Here is a 20,049-nt window from a genome sequence, read left to right as displayed (position 1 = left end):
TACCCATTTCAGGATGAATCGCCGAGGAGACGTTGCATGAAACTTTTCCAACGCACTGCCAAGGACAGCGCCGAGCTGCCGGAACTCGTACCGGCGGAGAAGCCCGTCAAGGGAACGGCTCCCAGGGTCGACCTCAAGCCGCTGCTGCCATCCCTCGTCCTTACCGTGGGCGGCGTGGCTGCAGCCGGCGCGCTGCTGTGGTTCAGCCTGTTCGGCCAGGCCGACCAGGCGCACGTCAGCCAGCTGAGCAGCGCCTGGTCGGAAAGCCAGGCAGGCGCACTGCGCCAGTCTCTCAATCTGCTGGCCGCGGACAGCCGCGCCATGGCGGGCGACCCGCAGTTGCTGCCGACCCTGCAAAGCAATGATCCGACACGCATCGCCGCACTGGAGAAAGCGCTGACCCAGGGCCACCTGGACGGGCTGATCGACGTTCACCTGAACGCCAATGGCCAGGCCGTGCAGGACACCTCCCGCCCCGGCCCGCTGAACTATGCGGCGCTGGACATGCTGCACCGCGTTGAAAGCGGCCAGGCCGTGGCGCCGGAAGCCTACAAGGTGGGCACCCGCTGGCTGGTCTACAGCCCCACTGCCCTGCGCGCGGCGGATAACTCGATCCAGGGCTCGCTGTTGCTGGTCGTCGATCTGCAACGCCTGCTCGGCAACCTGCCGCCGATGTCCGCCGATATCGGCCAGCTGCAGCTTTCCCAGCAGTTCGGCAACTCGCCCGCCCAGGTTCTGCTGCAGCGTGGCCAGGCCAGCAATACCGCCGCCGTGGAACTGCCCAGTGGCAATCCGAACTGGAAACTGAGCTTCACCCCCGGCCCGACCGTCACCGGCCAGCTGTACTCGCCGGCCCTGCTGGGCATTGCCGCGCTGCTGGCACTAGTGGGCGGCCTGCTGGGCCTCTATCTTGCGCAAAGTGCGATGCAGCGCCGGATCAGCAAAGATGCCCAGTCCCTGGGACAGTTCATTCAGGAACTCGCCGGCCAACGTACTGCCAAAGCACCTGAGCTGAGCCTGCCGAGTCTGCAGGCACTGGCCCAGGCGCTGGCTCGCCAGCCGCGCCGCAAGACCGAAACACCCGGTGCCAGCGCCCCCGCCGCGCCTGCAGCGCCCGTCCAGCCGACTCCGGCTGCCGCCGTTGCAAGCGCCCCGACCGCTGCCGCCGAATCACCATTGGTCGATCCGCTATTCCAGAACACCGACATTCTGGACATCGACATTCTTGATGAAGACCAGGATCTCCTGGGATTGGAGCACCCCCCTGCTATGAGCACGCCTAAAGCCCCGCAACTGCCCGCCAGCATCTTCCGCGCCTACGACATCCGTGGCGTGGTTGGCGATACCCTGACCACTGAAACCGCCTACTGGGTCGGCCGCGCGATCGGCTCCGAAAGCCTGGCGCGCGGCGAACCGTGCGTCTCCGTTGGCCGCGACGGTCGCCTGTCCGGCCCGGAACTGGTCCAGCACCTGATCCAGGGCCTGCTCGACTGCGGCTGCCAGGTCACCGACGTGGGCATGGTGCCAACCCCCGTGCTCTACTACGCGGCCAACGTGCTGGAAGGCAAATCCGGCGTGATGCTCACCGGTAGCCACAACCCGCCGGACTACAACGGCTTCAAGATCGTCGTCGCCGGCGAGACCCTGGCCAACGAACAGATCCAGGCCCTGCGCGAGCGCATCCAGAACGGCGACCTCGCTTCCGGCGTGGGCAGCGTGCAGCAGGTAGACATCCTGCCGCGCTACTTCCAGCAGATTCGCGATGACATCGCCCTGGCCAAGCCGCTGAAAGTGGTGGTGGACTGCGGCAACGGCGTGGCCGGCGTGATCGCCCCGCAACTGATCGAAGCCCTGGGCTGCACCGTCATCCCGCTGTACTGCGACGTCGACGGCACCTTCCCCAACCACCATCCGGACCCGGGCAAGCCCGAGAACCTGGAAGACCTGATCGCCAAGGTGAAGGAAACCGGCGCCGACCTGGGCCTGGCCTTCGACGGCGACGGCGACCGCGTAGGCGTGGTGACCAACGAAGGCACCATCATCTACCCCGACCGCCTGCTTATGCTGTTCGCCAAGGACGTGGTATCGCGCAACCCGGGCGCCGACATCATCTTCGACGTCAAATGCACCCGTCGCCTGATCTCGCTGATCAGCGGCTACGGCGGCCGTCCGGTGATGTGGAAAACCGGCCACTCGCTGATCAAGAAGAAGATGAAGGAAACCGGCGCCCTGCTCGCCGGCGAGATGAGCGGCCACATCTTCTTCAAGGAGCGCTGGTACGGCTTCGACGACGGCATCTACAGCGCCGCGCGCCTGCTGGAAATCATCAGCCTGGACAAGCGCGATGCCGAGCGCGTGTTCTCCGCGTTCCCGATGGACATCTCCACCCCGGAAATCAACATCACCGTCACCGACGAGGGCAAGTTCGCCCTGATCGAGGCGCTGCAGGCCCGCGGTCAGTGGGGTGAAGCCAACCTCACCACCCTTGACGGCGTGCGTGTGGATTACCCCAAAGGCTGGGGCCTGGTTCGTGCGTCCAACACCACTCCGGTGCTGGTCCTGCGTTTCGAGGCGGATTCCCAGGACGAACTGGAACGCATCAAGGAAGTGTTCCGCACCCAGCTGAAAGCGGTCGATCCCGCCCTCAGCCTGCCCTTCTGACCCTCAAGTAAGACTATGCCGGAGCCCACCATGACCCAGAGCCGCGATGACGCCGCCCAGGTTGCCCGCGTCCTTGCCGAAGCCCTGCCCTATATCCGCCGCTTCGTCGGCAAGACGCTGGTGATCAAGTACGGCGGCAACGCCATGGAAACGGACGAGCTGAAGAACAGCTTCGCTCGCGACGTGGTGCTGATGAAAGCCGTCGGCATCAACCCGGTGGTGGTCCATGGTGGTGGTCCGCAGATCGGCGACCTGCTCAGCCGCCTGTCGATCGAAAGCCACTTCATCGATGGCATGCGCGTCACTGACGCGCAAACCATGGACGTGGTGGAGATGGTTCTCGGCGGCCAGGTGAACAAGGACATCGTCAACCTGATCAACCGTCATGGCGGCAGCGCCATCGGCCTGACCGGCAAGGACGCCGAGCTGATCCGCGCGAAGAAGCTCACCGTCACCCGCCAGACGCCGGAGATGACCAAGCCGGAAATCATCGACATCGGCCACGTGGGCGAAGTCACCGGGGTCAATGTCGACCTGCTGAACATGCTGGTGCAGGGCGACTTCATTCCGGTCATCGCACCGATCGGCGTGGGCGCCAACGGCGAGTCCTACAACATCAACGCCGACCTGGTCGCCGGCAAGGTGGCCGAAGCGCTGAAGGCCGAGAAGCTGATGCTGCTCACCAACATCGCCGGCCTGATGGACAAGCAGGGCCAGGTGCTCACCGGCCTGACCACCGAGCAGGTCAACGAGTTGATCGCCGACGGCACCATCTACGGCGGCATGCTGCCGAAGATCCGCTGCGCCCTGGAAGCGGTGCAGGGCGGCGTAACCAGCGCGCACATCATCGATGGCCGAGTGCCCAACGCCGTGCTGCTGGAGATCTTCACCGACAGCGGTGTCGGTACGCTGATCACCAACCGCAAACAGCGCTGATCGAAAACGACACCCGCCTGGAGCGATCCACGCGGGTGTTTTTCCGCCTGTTCGAAGCTGCTTCCGCCGCATGGATGTTCTGCCTCGAACAGGTCTTCAGGAGCTTCCTGACATGGCCGCGTCCCCCGTTTCCCGCAACGACTTCAGTTTCTTCCACGGCTTGCGCGTGCGCTGGTCGGAAGTGGACCCGCAAGGGATCGTCTTCAACGGCAATTACCTGACCTACGCCGACGTCGCCACTACCGAGTACTACCGCCACCTGGGCGTGAGTTACCCGGCCGACCTGCTGCGCGGCGGCGGCGATCTGTTCGCGGTGAAGACCACCCTGGAATACCTGGCGCCAGCGCGCTTCGACGACTGGCTGGAGATGGGCGTGCGCGTCAGCCGGCTGGGCCGCAGCAGCCTGACCTTCCAGGTATCGATCTGGTGTGAGGAAACCCCGCTGACGCTGGGGGAGCTGATCTACGCCTACGCCGGCGAGGATCGGACGAGCCAGCCCCTGCCGGACTGGCTGCGCGGGAAGATCAACGAATTCGAGCGCGTCTCGCCACAACAGTAAGCGCCAACAGGGCGGCTCAGTTGCCCACCAACTGGGCGACGCGGGCGCGGTCCTCGCCGAAGCTGCTCACGGCTTGCGTGCGCAACTGCTGATAGCGCGCAATGTCCTGCAGCAGGCGCTGCTCGTCATCGCGCAGGTTGCCCAACTGGGTGACCAGTTCGGCCGGCACCTGGCGCCCGGCGCGCTCCTGGTCGGCGGCACGGGCCTGCAGGTTGGCCTGCTGCATCTTCAACGACTGCAGGTTGCCCTTGGCAACGCTGGTCAACCCATCGAGCTCGGACAGCTTGCGGTCGCGGGCACGGTCGACGTCTTCGACGCTGGTGTACATGCGCATCAGCTGCTGATCGGAACTGGCGCGGGCGGCGTCCGCCTTGCGCTGTTCGATCTCGGCAGCGGTCGGCGCCGGCGGCACCTCGCGGATCACCCGGCCCTGCTCGTTGAGCACCTGGTAACCCTTGCCGATGTACTGCGGCGGCACGCCCAGGCGGTCGATGACGGTGATGCCCTTGTCATTGACGTAGCGGTACATCTCCACCTGACTGGTGGGCTGACCGGCAGCCGCCGCCTGGCCTGCGAGCATGGCTCCCAGAAGCCCCATCAACACCCTGTAGCGGTAAGCACCCTGCTTGGCCATGCCCGAGATCCTGATTGCGGTTAGATACCGTACTGCGCTCGATACGCCTCGACAGCCGCGAGATGCTGCTTGAGCTGTCCGTCACCGGCCAGATATTCCAGCACTTGTTCCAGCGAGACAATGCTTACGACCGGAATCGAAAAGTCCCGTTCAACTTCCTGGATTGCCGACAGCTCGCCCTTGCCGCGTTCCTGGCGGTTCAGTGCGATCAGTACGCCGGCGGCCTGTGCACCCTGGGCGTCGATGATCTGCATGACCTCGCGGATCGCGGTGCCAGCGGTGATCACGTCATCGATGATCAGCGCGCGGCCGGTCAGCGGGGCGCCGACCAGCGTGCCGCCTTCGCCGTGGTCCTTGGCTTCCTTGCGGTTGAAGCACCAGGGCAGGTCGCGGCCGTGCTGTTCCGCCAGCGCAATGGCTGTAGCGGCCGCCAGCGGGATTCCTTTATAGGCCGGGCCGAACAACACGTCGAAAGGTATGCCGCTGTCGACCACCGCGCTGGCGTAGAAACGGCCCAGCTGGGACAGCGCAACGCCGGTGTTGAACAGGCCGGCATTGAAGAAGTACGGGCTGGTGCGCCCGGACTTGAGGGTGAATTCGCCGAAACGAAGAACGCCGCGCTCGATGGCGAAGCGGATGAAATCGCGTTGATATGGCTGCATGGGAGAGAACCGGCCGGTATGAATTTAGCTAAACCGTTTGAGCTCGGGTATCATACACACACGTGATTTTGGGGGCCATTTATGCGGATCATCAGTGTGAACGTGAATGGTATTCAGGCTGCAGCCGAGCGTGGTTTGCTCAGTTGGCTGCAAGCCCAGAATGCCGACGTGATCTGCTTGCAGGATACCCGCGCCTCCGCTTTCGATCTGGATGACCCGTCCTACCAACTGGATGGCTACTTCCTGTACGCCTGCGATGCCGAAGTGCCCAGTCAGGGCGGCGTCGCAATCTATAGTCGTCTGCAACCCAAGGCTGTCATAAGCGGCCTGGGTTTCGAGATGGCCGATCGTTACGGGCGCTACCTGCAAGCCGATTTCGATAAGGTGAGTATCGCCACTCTCCTGCTGCCTACCGGGCAGGAAGGGGACGAGAACCTGAACCACAAGTTCAAGTTCATGGACGATTTCGCCCAGTACATGAACAAGCAGCGCCGCAAGCGCCGCGAATACATCTATTGCGGCTCGCTGTACGTCGCGCATCAGAAGCTGGACGTGAAGAACTGGCGCGAATGCCAGCAATCGCCGGGCTTCATGGCGCCGGAGCGGGGCTGGATGGATGAGATCTTCGGCACCATGGGTTATGTCGACGCCCTGCGCGAGGTCAACCGCGAAGGCGACCAGTACAGCTGGTGGCCGGAAAGCGAACAGGCCGAGTTGCTCAACTTGGGCTGGCGTTTCGACTATCAGATCCTCACGCCGGGTCTGCGCCGCTTCGTGCGCAGCGCCAAGCTGCCGCGCCAGCCGCGCTTCTCGCAGCATGCGCCGCTGATCGTGGACTACGACTGGACCCTGAGCATCTGAGTCCCGTAGCGCCGCCGCAAGGCGGACAGAAAAAAGCCGGCTTGATGCCGGCTTTTTCGTGCCTGGAATTCTTCGGCTACTTGATCGGGCGCCAAGTGAAGGGATAGCGGTAATCCAGCCCTTCGTTGGCCTTGATCCCGGCGATGATGGTCAATACCAGCGCGCCGATGCTCACCAGGCCCAGCAGGAAGAAGCCGATCACCACCAGCATCAGCAGGAAGCTGACCACCACCGCGAGGCTCACGGTGATCTGGAAGTTCAGCGCTTCCTTGCCCTGGCGGTCCACGAACGGGTCCGATTCACGCTTGATCTGCCAGACGATCAGCGGCCCGAGCAGATTGCCAAAGGGAAAGATGAAGCCAAGGAAGGCGGCGAAGTGGCAAAACATCGCCCACTGCCGGGCTTCCTGGCTCGGCTGAACCTGCTGTACCGGTACTTCGTCGCTCATCCTTTCGCTCCTTGCACTTGATGGTCGGGCGGATTCGCCGCCCGTCAGATCAGTCCGCCAGCGCAGCGCGCTGCAGTTCGAACAGTTCGCGCAGGCCCTGCTGCGCCAGTTCCAGCATGGCATTCAGCTCAGCCGGCTGGAAGGGCGCGCCCTCGGCGGTGCCCTGGACTTCGATGAAGCCACCGGCATCGGTCATGACCACGTTCAGGTCGGTCTCGGCGGCGGAGTCTTCCAGGTAGTCCAGGTCCAGAACCGGCTCGCCCTGGTACATGCCCACGGAAACGGCGGCGACCATCTGCTTGAGCGGGTTGCCCTTGAGTGCGCCGCGCTTCTTCAGCACGGCCAGCGCGTCGATCAGCGCCACGGTGGCGCCGGTGATCGAAGCGGTGCGGGTGCCGCCGTCGGCCTGGATCACATCACAGTCGATGTACAGGGTGTTCTCGCCCAGCTTGCTCAGGTCCAGCGCAGCGCGCAGCGAGCGGCCGATCAGGCGCTGGATTTCCAGGGTACGGCCACCCTGCTTGCCGCGTGCGGCTTCGCGCTGGTTACGCTCACCGGTGGAACGCGGCAGCATGCCGTACTCGGCGGTCAGCCAGCCCTGGCCCTGGCCCTTGAGGAAGCGCGGCACACCGGATTCGGCGCTGACGGTGCAGATCACCTTGGTGTCGCCGAACTCGACCAGCACGGAGCCCTCGGCATGCTTGGTGTAATGGCGGGTGATACGGATCGGGCGCAGTTGGTCGGCGGCGCGGCCACTGGGACGGTTCATGGAGGCATCCTGTACAGATTACTGGCGGGGGAATGTCCGCCATTATAGAGGCCAGCGGACGGGCGCAACCACCGCCGGCGTGCTGCTGAGCGCCACGCTGGGGTACAATTACCGGTTTCCGACGACCTGTCGGACGTTTCCCAGCCCTTTCAGAGAGGTACCTCCATGGTCCACAGCATGACCGCTTTCGCCCGCGTCGAGCGCGCCGGCACCCATGGAACCCTCAGCTGGGAGCTGCGCTCGGTCAACCACCGCTACCTTGAACCCAATCTGCGCCTGCCCGAAGCCTTCCGCGACCTTGAAGGCGCGGTGCGCGAAGCCCTGCGCCAGGGCCTGTCGCGCGGCAAGGTGGAATGCACCCTGCGCTTCAACGAGGAAAACGCCGGCAAGGCGCTGCAAGTTGACCGCGAGCGCGCTGCGCAACTGGTCGCCGCCGCCGAGACCGTCGCCAGCCTGATCCAGCAACCGGCCCCGCTCGACCCACTGGCCGTGCTGGCCTGGCCGGGCGTACTGGTGGGCGATGCCGCCGATCCGCAAGCGCTCAATGCCAGTGCCCTGGCCGCCTTCAACCAGGCATTGGACGAACTCAAGGCCGGCCGCGCCCGTGAAGGCGCGGAACTGGCGAAGATCATCGACGAGCGCCTGAGCGCCATGCAGGAGGAAGTGGTCAACCTGCGCGAGCTGGTGCCGCAAATGCTCGCCAACCAGCGCCAGAAGATCCTCGACCGCTTCACCGAGATGAAGGCCGAGCTCGACCCGCAGCGCCTGGAGCAGGAAATGGTCCTGCTGGCGCAGAAGAGCGATGTCGCCGAGGAACTGGACCGCCTGACTACTCACGTCACCGAAGTGCGCCGCGTGCTCAAGGCTGGCGGCGCCGCCGGCCGACGCCTGGACTTCCTGATGCAGGAACTCAACCGCGAGGCCAACACTCTAGGTTCGAAGGCTTTCGACCCGCGCTCCACCCAGGCTGCGGTCAACCTCAAGGTCCTGATCGAGCAGATGCGCGAACAGGTTCAGAATATCGAGTAAGCCGGACGCATCCGGCCCCAATCCACCGCAACTCCAGGAAAGCGCCATGTCCGGCACCCTGTACATCGTTTCCGCGCCGTCGGGCGCCGGCAAGACCAGCCTGGTCAAGGCCCTGCTCGACGCCATGCCCAGCGTGCGCGTCTCCGTCTCCCACACCACCCGCGGCATGCGTCCGGGCGAAGTGGACGGGGTGAACTACCACTTCGTCGGCCACGACACCTTCCGGGCCATGCTCGAGCGCAACGAATTCCTCGAGCACGCGCAAGTCTTCGACAACCTCTATGGCACCTCCCAGCGCTGGGTCGAGAAGACCCTCGCAGAAGGCAACGACCTGATCCTGGAGATCGACTGGCAGGGTGCGCAGCAGGTGCGCCGCCTGATGCCCCAGGCGCAGTCGATCTTCATCCTGCCACCGACCCAGGAAGCCCTGCGCCAGCGCCTGACCAACCGCGGCCAGGACAGCGACGAGGTGATCGAGCGGCGCATGCAGGAAGCCGTCAGCGAAATGAGCCACTATGTGGAATACGATCACCTGGTGATCAATGATGATTTCGCCCACGCTCTGGAAGATCTCAAGGCGATTTTCCGCGCCCGCCAGCTGCGCCAGGATGCCCAGCAGCAGCGCCACACCGATCTGCTGCAGCGCTTGCTGGCCTGAAGTAGCCGAGAGAAGGCACTTCCATAAAGATTGGCGATTTTTTAAACTACTCAGTCCGCCCGGCTTTCTCCGGGCTTCCATTTAGCAACGAGGAACACCATGGCCCGCGTCACCGTTGAAGACTGCCTGGACAACGTCGATAACCGTTTCGAGCTGGTCATGCTCGCCACCAAGCGTTCGCGCCAACTGGCTACCGGCGGCAAAGAGCCCAAGGTACCGTGGGAAAACGACAAGCCCACCGTCGTTGCTCTGCGCGAAATCGCTTCCGGCCTGATTGACAATGAAATCGTTCTGCTGGAGGACGTGGTTGAAGAAGAACCGCTGTTCGCTGCTTTCGAAGACGAGGCCAACAACGAGGCCCTGTAAGTCGATGTCGGGCCGACGAATCGGCGCGCCGCGACTGGCCGCTCGGCAGGAGGCAACTCCATGCCGAGCATAGATGCCTTCGCCGACCGTCTGTCGAGCTACCTCGGCCCGGACCAGGTCAATCTGGTTCGTCGCGCCTACTACTACGCCGAGCAGGCCCATGACGGGCAGCGCCGCCGCAGCGGCGAGGCATACGTCACGCACCCGCTCGCCGTCGCCAACATCCTCGCCGACATGCACATGGACCATCAGAGCCTGATGGCGGCCATGCTGCACGATGTGATCGAGGACACCGGCATCGCCAAGGAAGCGCTCACCGCGCAGTTCGGCGAAACCGTCTCGGAACTCGTGGACGGGGTCAGCAAACTGACCCAGATGAACTTCGAGTCCAAGGCCGAGGCGCAGGCCGAAAACTTCCAGAAGATGGCCATGGCCATGGCGCGCGATATCCGCGTGATCCTGGTGAAGCTGGCCGACCGCCTGCACAACATGCGCACGCTGGAAGTGCTGTCCGGCGAGAAGCGCAGGCGCATCGCCAAGGAAACCCTGGAAATCTACGCGCCCATCGCCAACCGGCTGGGCATGCACAGCATGCGCGTGGAATTCGAGGACCTGGGCTTCAAGGCCATGCACCCGATGCGCTCCGAGCGCATCCGCCAGGCGGTGAAGAAGGCCCGTGGCAACCGCCGCGAGATCGTCGGCAAGATCCAGGAGTCGCTGGTCAACTGCCTCGCCCGCGAAGGCATGGAAGGCCAGGTCCTGGGCCGCGAGAAGCACCTGTTCAGCATCTACAAGAAGATGCGCGGCAAGCGCAAGGCGTTCAACGAGATCATGGACGTCTACGCCTTCCGCATCATCGTCGACAAGGTCGACACCTGCTATCGCGTGCTCGGCGCCGTGCACAACCTGTACAAGCCGTTCCCCGGTCGCTTCAAGGATTACATCGCGATTCCCAAGGCCAACGGCTACCAGTCGTTGCACACCACGCTGTTCGGCATGCACGGCGTGCCCATCGAGATCCAGATCCGCACCCGCGAGATGGAAGAGATGGCCAACCACGGCATCGCCGCGCACTGGCTGTACAAGTCCAGTGAGGAAGAAGCACAGAAAGGTACCCACGCCCGCGCCCGCCAGTGGGTGAAGGGCATCCTCGAACTGCAGCAGCGCGCCGGTAACTCGCTGGAATTCATCGAGAACGTGAAGATCGACCTGTTCCCGGACGAGGTCTACGTCTTCACGCCCAAGGGCCGCATCATGGAGCTGCCCAAGGGTTCCACGGCGGTCGACTTCGCCTACGCGGTGCACACCGATGTCGGCAACAGCTGCATCGCCTGCCGCATCAACCGCCGCCTGGCACCACTGTCCGAACCGCTGCAAAGCGGCGCGACAGTGGAGATCGTCACGGCGCCGGGCACCCGGCCGAACCCGGCCTGGCTCAACTTCGTGGTCACCGGCAAGGCCCGCACGCACATTCGCCATGCGCTGAAGCTGCAGCGCCGTTCCGAGTCGATCAACCTCGGCGAGCGTCTGCTGAACAAGACCCTGGCCGGCTTCGACAGCCACCTGGAAAAAATCCCGCAGGAGCGCATCCAGGGCGTGCTCGCCGAATACCGCATGGAAGTCTTCGAGGACCTGCTCGAAGAGATCGGCCTGGGCAACCGCATGGCCTACGTGGTCGCGCGCCGCCTGCTGTCCAGCGAAGGCGAAGAAGCGCCCAGCGCCGAAGGCCCGCTGGCGATCCGCGGCACCGAAGGTCTGGTGCTCAGCTACGCCAAGTGCTGTACGCCGATCCCAGGCGACCCGATCGTCGGCCACCTGTCCGCCGGCAAGGGCATGGTCGTGCACCTGGAAAACTGCCGGAACATCAGCGAAATCCGCCACAACCCGGAAAAATGCATCCAGCTCAGCTGGGCCAAGGATGTCACCGGCGAATTCAACGTCGAGCTGCGCGTCGAGCTGGAACACCAGCGCGGCCTGATCGCCCTGCTGGCGACCAGCGTCAACGCCGCCGACGGCAACATCGAGAAGATCAGCATGGACGAGCGCGACGGTCGCATCAGCGTCGTCCAGCTCGTCGTCAGCGTGCATGACCGTGTGCACCTGGCCCGCGTCATCAAGAAGCTGCGCGCGCTCAAGGGCGTGATCCGCATCACCCGCATGCGCAGCTGATCCCACCCTAAGGAGTCGACATGACCAAGACCGTTATCCACACCGACAAAGCCCCGGCCGCCATCGGCACCTACTCCCAGGCGATCAAGGCTGGCAACACTGTCTACGTTTCCGGTCAGATCCCGCTGGACCCGAAAACCATGGAGCTGGTCGAGGGCTTCGAAGAGCAGACCGTCCAGGTCTTCGAGAACCTGAAAGCCGTGATCGAGGCGTCCGGTGGCTACCTGCACGACGTGGCCAAGCTGAACATCTTCCTCACCGACCTGTCGCACTTCGCCAAGGTCAACGAGATCATGGGCAAGTACTTCACCCAGCCCTACCCGGCCCGTGCCGCCATCGGCGTCGCCGCCCTGCCCAAAGGCGCGCAGGTCGAGATGGACGCCATCGTCGTCCTGGAATAAGCACCACCTGTGAATACGGGGCCCCAGCGGCCCCGTTCTCTTGTCCGCAAGGAGCAAACATGCGTCGCGCCCTGATCCTGAGCGCCCTGATCGGCCTGCTCACCGGCTGCGCCGGCACCCCGTCCGACCCTTCTGGCGTCTGGGTCAACCAGGCCGCCATCGATGCCGCAGGCAAGGGTGGCAAACTGCGCGAGGCGCTGCTGGCCTACGGCCCGAACCTGGAATGGAAGCTGGACACCAAGGCCAGCCAGGCCACCTTCAGCAACGGCTTCGAGCTCGGCGAAGGCCAGCTTAGCGCTGAAGGTCCCAAGCACTACCGTGTCGACTTCTATGGCAGCAACCAGGAATCCCTGGAGCTGGATGGCAAGGAACTGGTGCAGGTCGGCAGCGACAACTGGCCCGAGCAGCGCTTCCTGCGCCCCAAAGAGCAGCCCGCCGCCCAAGCATCGGCCGGCAGCACCTTCCAGAACGCCCTGTACGCGGCCTACCTCAACGGTACCTGGATCATCGAGGAAGGCGAGGGCAAGGGCAGCAAGGTCAAGTTCCTGTCCAACGGCAGCCTCGAAGGCATGCCCGGCTTCGACCGCTATGCGCTGTGCCTGGCCGGCGACTGCGCGGCCATGAGCGGCGACAACGACAGCATCTGGCTGCAACAGGGCCAGCAAGGCCGCGAATACCTGTTCGAGCGTGACGGCGACAAGCTGGAGCTGTTCGAGGCGGTGAATCGCGCCCAGGCCGACGAAATGCCCAGCTACGCGCCAGGCAACAAGGTCTGGACCCTGGAGCGCGACTGATCTGCGCAAGCGGGCTGGCCGGCGCGTTTGAGCGCGTCAGTGCAGCCCGCTCCATAGCAGCCAGCCACCCAGCACCAGCAGCAGACCGCCGCAGAGGCGGTCCAGCGCCGTGACCCGGCGCTTGAGCCAACCGCGCCAGCGCGGGCGATCCAGCAGGCGCACCAGCAACAAATCCCACAACAGCACCACCGCCCCCATCCACAGTACGCACACGCCCAGCGCCCAGCCCGGCAGGTGGAACTGGCCGAGCACGCCGAACAAGCCGGTGTAGAAGATCGGCAGCTTGGGGTTCAGGCTGCTGGCGAGCAGGCCCTCGCGCATGCCCCGCAGGAAACCTCCAGTCCGCTGCTGGCCCAGCTCCGTGGGAATCTCCAGCTCCCGCCGCGCCAGCACGGCCTGCGCGCCCAGCCAGACGAAGTACGCGCCGCCCAGCAGTTGCACTACACGCAGCCCGTGGCTCGCCACTTCCGGCAGCAGGCCGAGGACGAACAGCACCAGCAGCATGCTCGCCAGGTTGGCCAGGGCAATACCCATCGCACAACCATCGGCATGGCGCCGACCGCGCAGCAGCGCGGCGCGAATCAGCAGGAAGAAATCCGGCCCCGGCGACAGCAGGGCGGCGAAGTGAGTGCTGGCGACCAGCGCGAAGGCGGCGAACATGGTGATCTCCCGAATGCGGTATCGCGCAGTCTGGAGAGGCCGGCCGGCGGCAGTCTTGGAAGAAACTCAGGTCCGCGTGGCGCGCAGGAAACGTCCGGGAGTGACGCCGGTAAAGCGGCGGAAGGTGCCGGAAAAATGCGCCTGGTCGTAAAAGCCCAGCGCCAGTGCGACGTCCAGCGGCTTCTCGCCGGCCACCAGCAGGCGCTTGGCCTCGCGGATGCGCCGCTGCAGCAGGTAGGTGTGCGGCGGCACGCCGTAGGCGTTGCGGAAGGCTTCGATCAGGTGGCGCGGATGGCGCTGCAACAGTGCCGCGAGGTCTTCGAGGCTGACCGCCTCGCGGTAATTCGCTTCCAGATAATCCCGCAGCCTGGCGGGAACGCTACCATCGCGCGATGCGCAAGCATTCGGGCGCATACCGCCGTGGCGAACGAACACCAACTCCAGCAGCGCCAGCAACTCGCTTTCCAGCGCCAGCGCGTCGTTGCGCTCGAACTCCGTTGCCACGCGCCGCAGCGCTTCCGCTACTTGCCCGTCGTCATTCGGATTCAATGCCTGGAAACCGCGCGGCAACTGCTTGCGCCCCAGCAGTGGCAGCAGTCGCGATTCTTCGATGTAGAGCATGCGGTAGACCAGGCGCTCGGATTCGGCGTTGCCGGTATGCGGCTCCTCCGGGTTCATCAGCGACAGGGTTCCCGCGGGCAGCACATGGTGCGCGCCACGGCACTGGTAGCCGCCAGCGCCGTGCAGGATGGCGCCGATGGCGAAGGCATCGTGACTGTGACGGCCGAACGGCTGCCCGGAGAAGTCCGCATGGAACAACTCCACCCCCGGCAACCAGGGGCGCACCAGCAGCCGGTTGGCGTCCATCAGACTTTTTAGTCCTGTTTGCCGGCGAGGATTGCCGCGTAGCCTTCGCGGAAGCTTGGGTAGCGCGGCTCCCACCCCAACGCACGGGCGCGGGCGTTGCTGCAGCGTTTGCTGCCAGCGCGGCGCACGGTCTGTTCTTCGGACCATTGGGTGACGCCCAATTGCTCGCGCAACCAGCCGACTACCTCATGCAGCGCTGCCGGGTCGTTATCGACACCGAGGTAGCAGTCTTCCAGTTCAACGCCGCTGCGGTCGGCCTCCAGCAGGTGCGCCAGCAGGCCGGCACAGTCTTCGGCGTGAATGCGGTTGGCATACAACGGCGGCTCGCTGGCCACGCGATAGCCATCGCGTACCTGCTTGAGCAACCACTCGCGGCCAGGGCCATAGATACCGGTGAGGCGCACGACGCTGGCGGGAATGCCGCTGTGCAGCGCCACCTGCTCGGCCTCGAGCATCACGCTCCCGGAGTAGCTTTCGGCTTCTGCGGGCGAATTTTCGTCAATCCACTCACCCGCGCGCTGGGCGTACACCCCACTGCTGGAAACGAACAGCAGACGCTTGGGAGTTTGTCCGCGCTGCTGCAACCAACCGAGCGTATTGCGCAGGCCTTCGACGTACGCGGCGCGATAGCCGGCTTCGTCGTGCTGGGACGCGGCGGCGCAGTACACCAGGTAATCGAGCTTGCCGATCGGCCAGGAGTCGGGGCACTCCAACTGGCCCAGATCGCCCGCCACTGGCAGCACCTCCAGCGGCAGCGCGGCAACGTTGCGGCGCAGGCCATGGACGCGCCAGTCACGCGCCGCCAGTTGGCGTGCCAGGCGACTGCCGACATCACCGCAACCGACGATCATCAGGCTGGGGAAGGTGCTCTTGCTCATGCTTGGCTCCGCGAATCAAAGCTCGGCAGTTTAGCGCGGTTGGTTCGCGGCGGTGCAGCCGCTATGCTTGGGCCACCTCAACGGATTCCATGCCATGACCCTTACCGAACTGCGCTACATCGTCACGCTTGCCCAGGAGCAACACTTCGGACGCGCCGCAGAGCGCTGCCATGTCAGCCAGCCGACGCTGTCGGTGGGCGTGAAGAAACTGGAAGACGAGCTCGGCGTACTGATCTTCGAGCGCAGCAAGAGTGCGGTGCGCCTGACCCCGGTCGGCGAAGGCATCGTGGCGCAGGCACAGAAGGTGCTGGAGCAGGCCCAGGGCATCCGCGAACTGGCCCAGGCCGGCAAGAACCAGCTGACCTCGCCGCTCAAGGTCGGCGCCATCTACACCATCGGCCCGTACCTGTTCCCGCACCTGATCCCGCAGTTGCACCGGGTCGCCCCGCAGATGCCGCTGTACATCGAGGAAAACTTTACCCACATCCTGCGCGACAAGCTGCGCACCGGCGAGCTGGACGCGATCATCATCGCCCTGCCGTTCCAGGAAGCCGACGTGCTGACCCTGCAGCTGTTCGACGAACCCTTCTACGTGCTGATGCCGGCGGACCACGCCTGGACCGCGAAGAAGACCATCGACCCGGAGCTGCTCAACGACAAGAGCCTGCTGCTGCTCGGCGAGGGCCACTGCTTCCGCGACCAGGTACTCGAAGCCTGCCCGACCACCCACAAGGGCAGCGAGAACAAGCACACCACGGTGGAATCCAGCTCGCTGGAAACCATCCGCCACATGGTTGCCTCCGGCCTGGGCGTGTCGGTGCTGCCGTTCTCCGCCGTGGATAGCCACCACTACGCGCCGGGTGTGCTGGAAGTGCGCCCGTTCAGCGCGCCGGTCCCCTTCCGCACCGTCGCCATCGCCTGGCGCGCCAGCTTCCCGCGGCCGCGCGCCATCGAGGTGCTGGCCGACTCGATCCGCCTGTGCTCGGTCGCCAAGCCGACCGTCAAGGGTGAAGCCGAGCCGGCATGACCGATCTGTCTAACGTCCCGGTCACCGCGCTCAAGGGCGTGGGCGCCGCGCTGGAAGAAAAGCTGGCGAAGGTCGGCCTGGAGAACCTCCAGGACATCCTCTTCCACCTGCCCCTGCGCTACCAGGACCGCACCCGCATCACCCCCATCGGCGCACTGCGGCCGGGACAGGATGCAGTGGTCGAAGGCGTGGTCTCCGGCGCCGACGTGGTGATGGGCAAGCGCCGCAGCCTGCTGGTGCGTCTGCAGGACGGCACTGGCGTGCTGAGCCTGCGCTTCTATCACTTCAGCCAGGCGCAGAAGGAAAACCTCAAGCGCGGCACGCACCTGCGCTGCTACGGCGAGGCACGTCCCGGTGCGTCGGGCCTGGAGATCTACCACCCCGAATACCGCTCGCTCACCGATGCCGCCGCGGCGCCGGTGGAGCAGACACTCACGCCGATCTACCCGACCACGGAAGGTCTCACCCAGCAGCGCCTGCGCCAGCTCAGCGAGCAGACCCTGGCGCGCCTGGGCCCGACGAGCCTCCCGGACTGGCTGCCGGCGGAGCTGGCGCGCGACTACCGCCTGGGCCCGCTGGACGAAGCCATCCGCTACCTGCACCGGCCACCACCGGACGCCGACCTGGAAGAACTCGCCGAAGGCCGCCACTGGGCGCAGCATCGTCTCGCCTTCGAAGAATTGCTAACGCACCAGCTGTCGCTGCAACGCCTGCGCGAGAGCGTACGCTCCCAGGCCGCGCCACAACTGCCGCCAGCCAAACGCTTGCCGGCCTTGTACCTGAAGAACCTCGGCTTCAAGCCCACCGGTGCACAGCAGCGCGTCGGCGCGGAAATCGCCTACGACCTCGCCCAGCCCGAACCCATGCTGCGCCTGGTGCAGGGCGACGTGGGCGCCGGCAAGACCGTGGTCGCCGCCCTCGCCGCTCTTCAAGCGCTGGAAGCCGGCTACCAGGTAGCGCTGATGGCGCCGACGGAAATCCTCGCCGAACAGCACTTCCTCAATTTCACCAAGTGGCTGCAGCCGCTGGGCATCGAAGTCGCCTGGCTGGCCGGCAAGCTCAAGGGCAAGGCCCGCACCAGCGCGCTGGAACAGATCGCCGGCGGCGCGCCAATGATTGTCGGCACCCACGCGCTGTTCCAGGACGAGGTGAAGTTCAAGCGCCTGGCCCTGGTGATCATCGACGAGCAGCACCGCTTCGGCGTGCAGCAGCGCCTTGCCCTGCGCCAGAAAGGCGTCGACGGCCGCCTCTGCCCGCACCAACTGATCATGACCGCCACGCCCATCCCGCGGACCCTGGCGATGAGCGCCTATGCCGACCTGGATACCTCGATCCTCGACGAGCTGCCGCCCGGCCGTACCCCGGTGAACACCGTGCTGGTGGCCGATAGCCGCCGCATCGAAGTGATCGAACGGGTGCGCGCCGCCTGCGCGGAGGGCCGCCAGGCCTACTGGGTGTGCACGCTGATCGAGGAATCCGAAGAACTCACCTGCCAGGCCGCCGAGACCACCTACGAGGAGCTCTCCTTGGCGCTGGGCGAACTGCGCGTCGGCCTGATCCATGGACGCATGAAGCCGGCGGACAAGGCCGTGGTCATGGAAGCCTTCAAGGAAGGCATGCTGCAGTTGCTGGTAGCGACGACGGTGATCGAGGTCGGCGTGGACGTACCCAACTCCAGCCTGATGATCATCGAGAACCCCGAGCGCCTGGGCCTGGCCCAATTGCACCAGTTGCGCGGCCGCGTCGGCCGGGGCAGCGCGGCGAGCCACTGCGTGCTGCTCTACCACCCGCCGCTGTCGCAGATCGGCCGCGAGCGCCTGGGAATCATGCGCGAGACCTGCGACGGCTTCGTCATCGCCGAAAAGGACCTGGAACTGCGTGGCCCCGGCGAAATGCTCGGCACCCGTCAGACCGGCCTGCTGCAATTCAAGGTCGCCGACCTGATGCGCGACGCCGACCTGCTGCCGGCCGTGCGCGATGCCGCCCAGGCCCTGCTGGCACACTGGCCGCAATCGGTCAGCCCATTGCTGGCACGCTGGCTGCGACACGGGCAGCAATACGGACAAGTGTGATCTATTTCACTCTCATCGGTCAGTTGACTGCTCGGTCACGCTGACTGCGTGGTTATACTCCGACCCAGCCGTTGATAACCGGATCACATTCATGAGCGACGCCGCACGCGCCCCATCCGACTCCTCGCAGGCCCCCGAGGTCATCCTGCAGCTGCTCGCCAAGCTGGGCATACCGTCTCGCGAAGTCTGCGATGCCACTACGCTCCCGGCCGCGCGCCGGGTGCAGGCCAGCCTGCTGGAAGATGCCGTTGGCACCCTGCTGGTACTGTTCCCGCAAAGCCAACTGCTGGACCTGAACCGCCTGGCCGAACTCACCGGCCGCAAGCTGGTGGCGGTCAAGCCCGATCGCCTGGAGCGCATGCTCGGCAAGCACCAGCTCGGCCGCCTGCCGGCTCTGCCACCGCTGACCAGCTCGCCCTGCCTGTATGACGAGCGCCTGCTGCAGGAACCGCAGTTGCTGATCGAGTCCGGCGCGCCGGGCGTCCTGCTGGAAATCCCCACGACGTCCTTCCGCAGCCTGCTGGAGAAAGCCAGCGCCGCGCGCTTCGGTGTGCCGCTGGAATCGATCCGACCGAACCTTGATCGCCCGGACGACGACCGCAAGGAAATCACCCAGGCCGTGCAGGCGTTCACCGCCCGCCGCATCCAGCAGCGCCTCGAGGAAACCATCGAGATTCCGCCGCTGCCGGAAACCGCGCAGAAGATCATCAAGCTGCGCGTCGATCCCAATGCCACGGTGGACGACATCACCGGCGTGGTCGAGACCGACCCGGCACTGGCCGCGCAGGTGGTGAGCTGGGCGGCTTCGCCCTACTACGCCGCGCCCGGCAAGATCCGCTCGGTGGAGGACGCCATCGTCCGCGTACTGGGCTTCGACCTGGTGATCAACCTGGCCCTCGGCCTGGCCCTGGGCAAGACCCTGAGCCTGCCCAAGGACCAACCGCAGCACGCCACGCCTTACTGGCACCAGGCGATCTACACCGCTGCGGTGATCGAGGGGCTGACCCGCGCCGTGCCGCGCGCCGAGCGCCCGGAAGCTGGCCTGACCTACCTCGGCGGCCTGTTGCACAGCATCGGTTACCTGGTCCTGGCGCATATCTTCCCGCCGCATTTCTCGCTGATCTGCCGGCACCTGGAGGTGAACCCGCACGTCGAGCACAACCTCGTCGAGCAGCACCTGCTGGGCATCACCCGCGAGCAGATCGGCGCCTGGCTGATGCGCACCTGGGACATGCCGGAAGAGATCTACACCGCGCTGCGCTTCCAGCACGACCCGTCCTACGCTGGCGACTGCTCGGCCTATGCCAACCTGGTCTGCCTGGCGACCCGCCTGTTGCGCAACCACGGTATCGGCAGCGGCCCGGAGACCGATATTCCGCAGGACCTGCTGGATCGCCTGGATATCCCGCGCGAGAAGGCCGAAGACGCCGTGCGCAAGGTACTCGACGCCGAAGCGGTGCTGCGCGAGCTGGCCAGCCAGTTCAATCCCGCGCACTGAGCGAAGCCGGGCTTCCTCTTGTAGGAGCGAGCTTGCTCGCGAACCCAATAGCACCGAGCGATTCCGGTTTGCGAGCAAGCTCGCTCCTACGAAAAGCCGT

At 65.3% G+C, this 20,049-nt stretch carries 20 protein-coding genes; 13 read left to right on the top strand and 7 right to left on the bottom strand.

From position 1 onward, the window contains the following. Positions 1-36: 36 nt before the first annotated feature. From AC2T4A_RS05875 to AC2T4A_RS05865, 3 genes are all read left to right on the top strand, one after another. On the top strand, positions 37-2,661 hold the full coding sequence (locus AC2T4A_RS05875; protein WP_486742902.1) for a phosphomannomutase/phosphoglucomutase: 2,625 nt from the start codon (positions 37-39) through the stop codon (positions 2,659-2,661). Between the two features lie 30 nt (positions 2,662-2,691). After that, positions 2,692-3,597: an acetylglutamate kinase gene (gene argB, locus AC2T4A_RS05870; protein WP_024762065.1), complete on the top strand. Its 906-nt coding sequence runs from the start codon at positions 2,692-2,694 to the stop codon at positions 3,595-3,597. Positions 3,598-3,709: 112 nt separating this feature from the next. Further along, entirely contained in the window at positions 3,710-4,156 is a 447-nt protein-coding gene (locus AC2T4A_RS05865) for an acyl-CoA thioesterase (RefSeq protein WP_416748731.1), read from the top strand. A gap of 16 nt (positions 4,157-4,172) precedes the next feature. Here the strand turns inward: AC2T4A_RS05865 and AC2T4A_RS05860 are convergent, their stop codons facing one another. Together AC2T4A_RS05860 and pyrE are read right to left on the bottom strand one after the other, a co-directional pair. Next, positions 4,173-4,790 carry a DUF4124 domain-containing protein gene (locus AC2T4A_RS05860; RefSeq protein ID WP_416748729.1) on the bottom strand — a complete coding sequence of 206 codons (618 nt, stop codon included), beginning with the start codon at positions 4,788-4,790 and terminating at the stop codon, positions 4,173-4,175. A 20-nt stretch (positions 4,791-4,810) separates the two neighbouring features. After that, positions 4,811-5,452, bottom strand: coding sequence for an orotate phosphoribosyltransferase (gene pyrE, locus AC2T4A_RS05855; protein WP_045217699.1), 642 nt, complete (start codon positions 5,450-5,452; stop codon positions 4,811-4,813). Positions 5,453-5,533: 81 nt separating this feature from the next. Here pyrE and AC2T4A_RS05850 point away from each other — a divergent pair, with 81 nt between their 5' ends. Next, complete coding sequence (locus AC2T4A_RS05850) at positions 5,534-6,313, top strand: exodeoxyribonuclease III (protein ID WP_015479555.1); 780 nt, start codon at positions 5,534-5,536, stop codon at positions 6,311-6,313. Between the two features lie 76 nt (positions 6,314-6,389). Here AC2T4A_RS05850 and AC2T4A_RS05845 read toward each other — a convergent pair whose 3' ends face one another. After that, positions 6,390-6,761, bottom strand: coding sequence for a DUF4870 domain-containing protein (locus tag AC2T4A_RS05845; RefSeq protein ID WP_416748726.1), 372 nt, complete (start codon positions 6,759-6,761; stop codon positions 6,390-6,392). A gap of 49 nt (positions 6,762-6,810) precedes the next feature. Further along, positions 6,811-7,530 carry a ribonuclease PH gene (gene rph, locus AC2T4A_RS05840; protein WP_015479557.1) on the bottom strand — a complete coding sequence of 240 codons (720 nt, stop codon included), beginning with the start codon at positions 7,528-7,530 and terminating at the stop codon, positions 6,811-6,813. Between the two features lie 165 nt (positions 7,531-7,695). On the opposite strand from rph, the gene AC2T4A_RS05835 reads away from it, so the two are divergent. From AC2T4A_RS05835 to AC2T4A_RS05810, 6 genes are all read left to right on the top strand, one after another. Continuing rightward, positions 7,696-8,559, top strand: a complete 864-nt coding sequence (locus AC2T4A_RS05835) for a YicC/YloC family endoribonuclease (protein ID WP_478377625.1) — start codon at positions 7,696-7,698, stop codon at positions 8,557-8,559. Between the two features lie 46 nt (positions 8,560-8,605). Then, on the top strand, positions 8,606-9,217 hold the full coding sequence (gene gmk, locus AC2T4A_RS05830; RefSeq protein WP_416748722.1) for a guanylate kinase: 612 nt from the start codon (positions 8,606-8,608) through the stop codon (positions 9,215-9,217). A 99-nt stretch (positions 9,218-9,316) separates the two neighbouring features. Further along, positions 9,317-9,583, top strand: coding sequence for a DNA-directed RNA polymerase subunit omega (gene rpoZ, locus AC2T4A_RS05825; RefSeq protein ID WP_045217709.1), 267 nt, complete (start codon positions 9,317-9,319; stop codon positions 9,581-9,583). Between the two features lie 60 nt (positions 9,584-9,643). After that, complete coding sequence (spoT, locus tag AC2T4A_RS05820) at positions 9,644-11,752, top strand: bifunctional GTP diphosphokinase/guanosine-3',5'-bis pyrophosphate 3'-pyrophosphohydrolase (RefSeq protein ID WP_416748720.1); 2,109 nt, start codon at positions 9,644-9,646, stop codon at positions 11,750-11,752. 20 nt (positions 11,753-11,772) lie between these two features. Further along, a complete protein-coding gene (locus AC2T4A_RS05815; RefSeq protein WP_024762056.1) occupies positions 11,773-12,153 on the top strand; it encodes a RidA family protein in 381 nt (126 codons plus the stop codon). A gap of 59 nt (positions 12,154-12,212) precedes the next feature. Continuing rightward, positions 12,213-12,947, top strand: a complete 735-nt coding sequence (locus tag AC2T4A_RS05810; protein ID WP_416748717.1) for a putative periplasmic lipoprotein — start codon at positions 12,213-12,215, stop codon at positions 12,945-12,947. Between the two features lie 36 nt (positions 12,948-12,983). On the opposite strand, the gene AC2T4A_RS05805 is transcribed toward AC2T4A_RS05810, so the two are convergent. The 3 genes from AC2T4A_RS05805 to AC2T4A_RS05795 all read right to left on the bottom strand — a co-directional run bounded on the left by AC2T4A_RS05805 (position 12,984) and on the right by AC2T4A_RS05795 (position 15,352). Further along, positions 12,984-13,607, bottom strand: a complete 624-nt coding sequence (locus AC2T4A_RS05805; RefSeq protein ID WP_486742901.1) for a LysE family translocator — start codon at positions 13,605-13,607, stop codon at positions 12,984-12,986. 66 nt (positions 13,608-13,673) lie between these two features. After that, on the bottom strand, positions 13,674-14,474 hold the full coding sequence (locus AC2T4A_RS05800) for a helix-turn-helix transcriptional regulator (protein WP_486742900.1): 801 nt from the start codon (positions 14,472-14,474) through the stop codon (positions 13,674-13,676). Positions 14,475-14,482: 8 nt separating this feature from the next. Next, positions 14,483-15,352, bottom strand: a complete 870-nt coding sequence (locus tag AC2T4A_RS05795) for an NAD-dependent epimerase/dehydratase family protein (RefSeq protein WP_416748711.1) — start codon at positions 15,350-15,352, stop codon at positions 14,483-14,485. Positions 15,353-15,446: 94 nt separating this feature from the next. Here AC2T4A_RS05795 and AC2T4A_RS05790 point away from each other — a divergent pair, with 94 nt between their 5' ends. From AC2T4A_RS05790 to AC2T4A_RS05780, 3 genes are all read left to right on the top strand, one after another. After that, entirely contained in the window at positions 15,447-16,379 is a 933-nt protein-coding gene (locus tag AC2T4A_RS05790; RefSeq protein WP_416748709.1) for a hydrogen peroxide-inducible genes activator, read from the top strand. Continuing rightward, positions 16,376-18,451 (top strand): ATP-dependent DNA helicase RecG, encoded by a 2,076-nt coding sequence (gene recG, locus AC2T4A_RS05785; protein ID WP_486742899.1) that lies wholly within the window; start codon positions 16,376-16,378, stop codon positions 18,449-18,451. The genes AC2T4A_RS05790 and recG overlap by 4 nt, the downstream gene beginning before the upstream one ends. A gap of 91 nt (positions 18,452-18,542) precedes the next feature. After that, a complete protein-coding gene (locus AC2T4A_RS05780; protein WP_416748705.1) occupies positions 18,543-19,949 on the top strand; it encodes an aminoacyl-tRNA deacylase and HDOD domain-containing protein in 1,407 nt (468 codons plus the stop codon). Positions 19,950-20,049 lie beyond the last annotated feature (100 nt).

It is taken from the genome of Pseudomonas sp. PVC-3-1, from assembly GCF_057444315.1.
Note: the sequence above shows the minus strand (reverse complement) of the source record. Positions and strands in the feature narration are given on the sequence as shown.

Bases quoted from the DNA above. Each gene is read 5' to 3' on its own strand.
- AC2T4A_RS05875 (WP_486742902.1), top strand. From the start codon at position 37: ATGAAACTTTTCCAACGCACTGCCAAGGACAGCGCCGAGCTGCCGGAA.
- argB (WP_024762065.1), top strand. From the start codon at position 2,692: ATGACCCAGAGCCGCGATGACGCCGCCCAGGTTGCCCGCGTCCTTGCC.
- AC2T4A_RS05865 (WP_416748731.1), top strand. From the start codon at position 3,710: ATGGCCGCGTCCCCCGTTTCCCGCAACGACTTCAGTTTCTTCCACGGC.
- AC2T4A_RS05860 (WP_416748729.1), bottom strand. From the start codon at position 4,790: ATGGCCAAGCAGGGTGCTTACCGCTACAGGGTGTTGATGGGGCTTCTG.
- pyrE (WP_045217699.1), bottom strand. From the start codon at position 5,452: ATGCAGCCATATCAACGCGATTTCATCCGCTTCGCCATCGAGCGCGGC.
- AC2T4A_RS05850 (WP_015479555.1), top strand. From the start codon at position 5,534: ATGCGGATCATCAGTGTGAACGTGAATGGTATTCAGGCTGCAGCCGAG.
- AC2T4A_RS05845 (WP_416748726.1), bottom strand. From the start codon at position 6,761: ATGAGCGACGAAGTACCGGTACAGCAGGTTCAGCCGAGCCAGGAAGCC.
- rph (WP_015479557.1), bottom strand. From the start codon at position 7,530: ATGAACCGTCCCAGTGGCCGCGCCGCCGACCAACTGCGCCCGATCCGT.
- AC2T4A_RS05835 (WP_478377625.1), top strand. From the start codon at position 7,696: ATGGTCCACAGCATGACCGCTTTCGCCCGCGTCGAGCGCGCCGGCACC.
- gmk (WP_416748722.1), top strand. From the start codon at position 8,606: ATGTCCGGCACCCTGTACATCGTTTCCGCGCCGTCGGGCGCCGGCAAG.
- rpoZ (WP_045217709.1), top strand. From the start codon at position 9,317: ATGGCCCGCGTCACCGTTGAAGACTGCCTGGACAACGTCGATAACCGT.
- spoT (WP_416748720.1), top strand. From the start codon at position 9,644: ATGCCGAGCATAGATGCCTTCGCCGACCGTCTGTCGAGCTACCTCGGC.
- AC2T4A_RS05815 (WP_024762056.1), top strand. From the start codon at position 11,773: ATGACCAAGACCGTTATCCACACCGACAAAGCCCCGGCCGCCATCGGC.
- AC2T4A_RS05810 (WP_416748717.1), top strand. From the start codon at position 12,213: ATGCGTCGCGCCCTGATCCTGAGCGCCCTGATCGGCCTGCTCACCGGC.
- AC2T4A_RS05805 (WP_486742901.1), bottom strand. From the start codon at position 13,607: ATGTTCGCCGCCTTCGCGCTGGTCGCCAGCACTCACTTCGCCGCCCTG.
- AC2T4A_RS05800 (WP_486742900.1), bottom strand. From the start codon at position 14,474: ATGGACGCCAACCGGCTGCTGGTGCGCCCCTGGTTGCCGGGGGTGGAG.
- AC2T4A_RS05795 (WP_416748711.1), bottom strand. From the start codon at position 15,352: ATGAGCAAGAGCACCTTCCCCAGCCTGATGATCGTCGGTTGCGGTGAT.
- AC2T4A_RS05790 (WP_416748709.1), top strand. From the start codon at position 15,447: ATGACCCTTACCGAACTGCGCTACATCGTCACGCTTGCCCAGGAGCAA.
- recG (WP_486742899.1), top strand. From the start codon at position 16,376: ATGACCGATCTGTCTAACGTCCCGGTCACCGCGCTCAAGGGCGTGGGC.
- AC2T4A_RS05780 (WP_416748705.1), top strand. From the start codon at position 18,543: ATGAGCGACGCCGCACGCGCCCCATCCGACTCCTCGCAGGCCCCCGAG.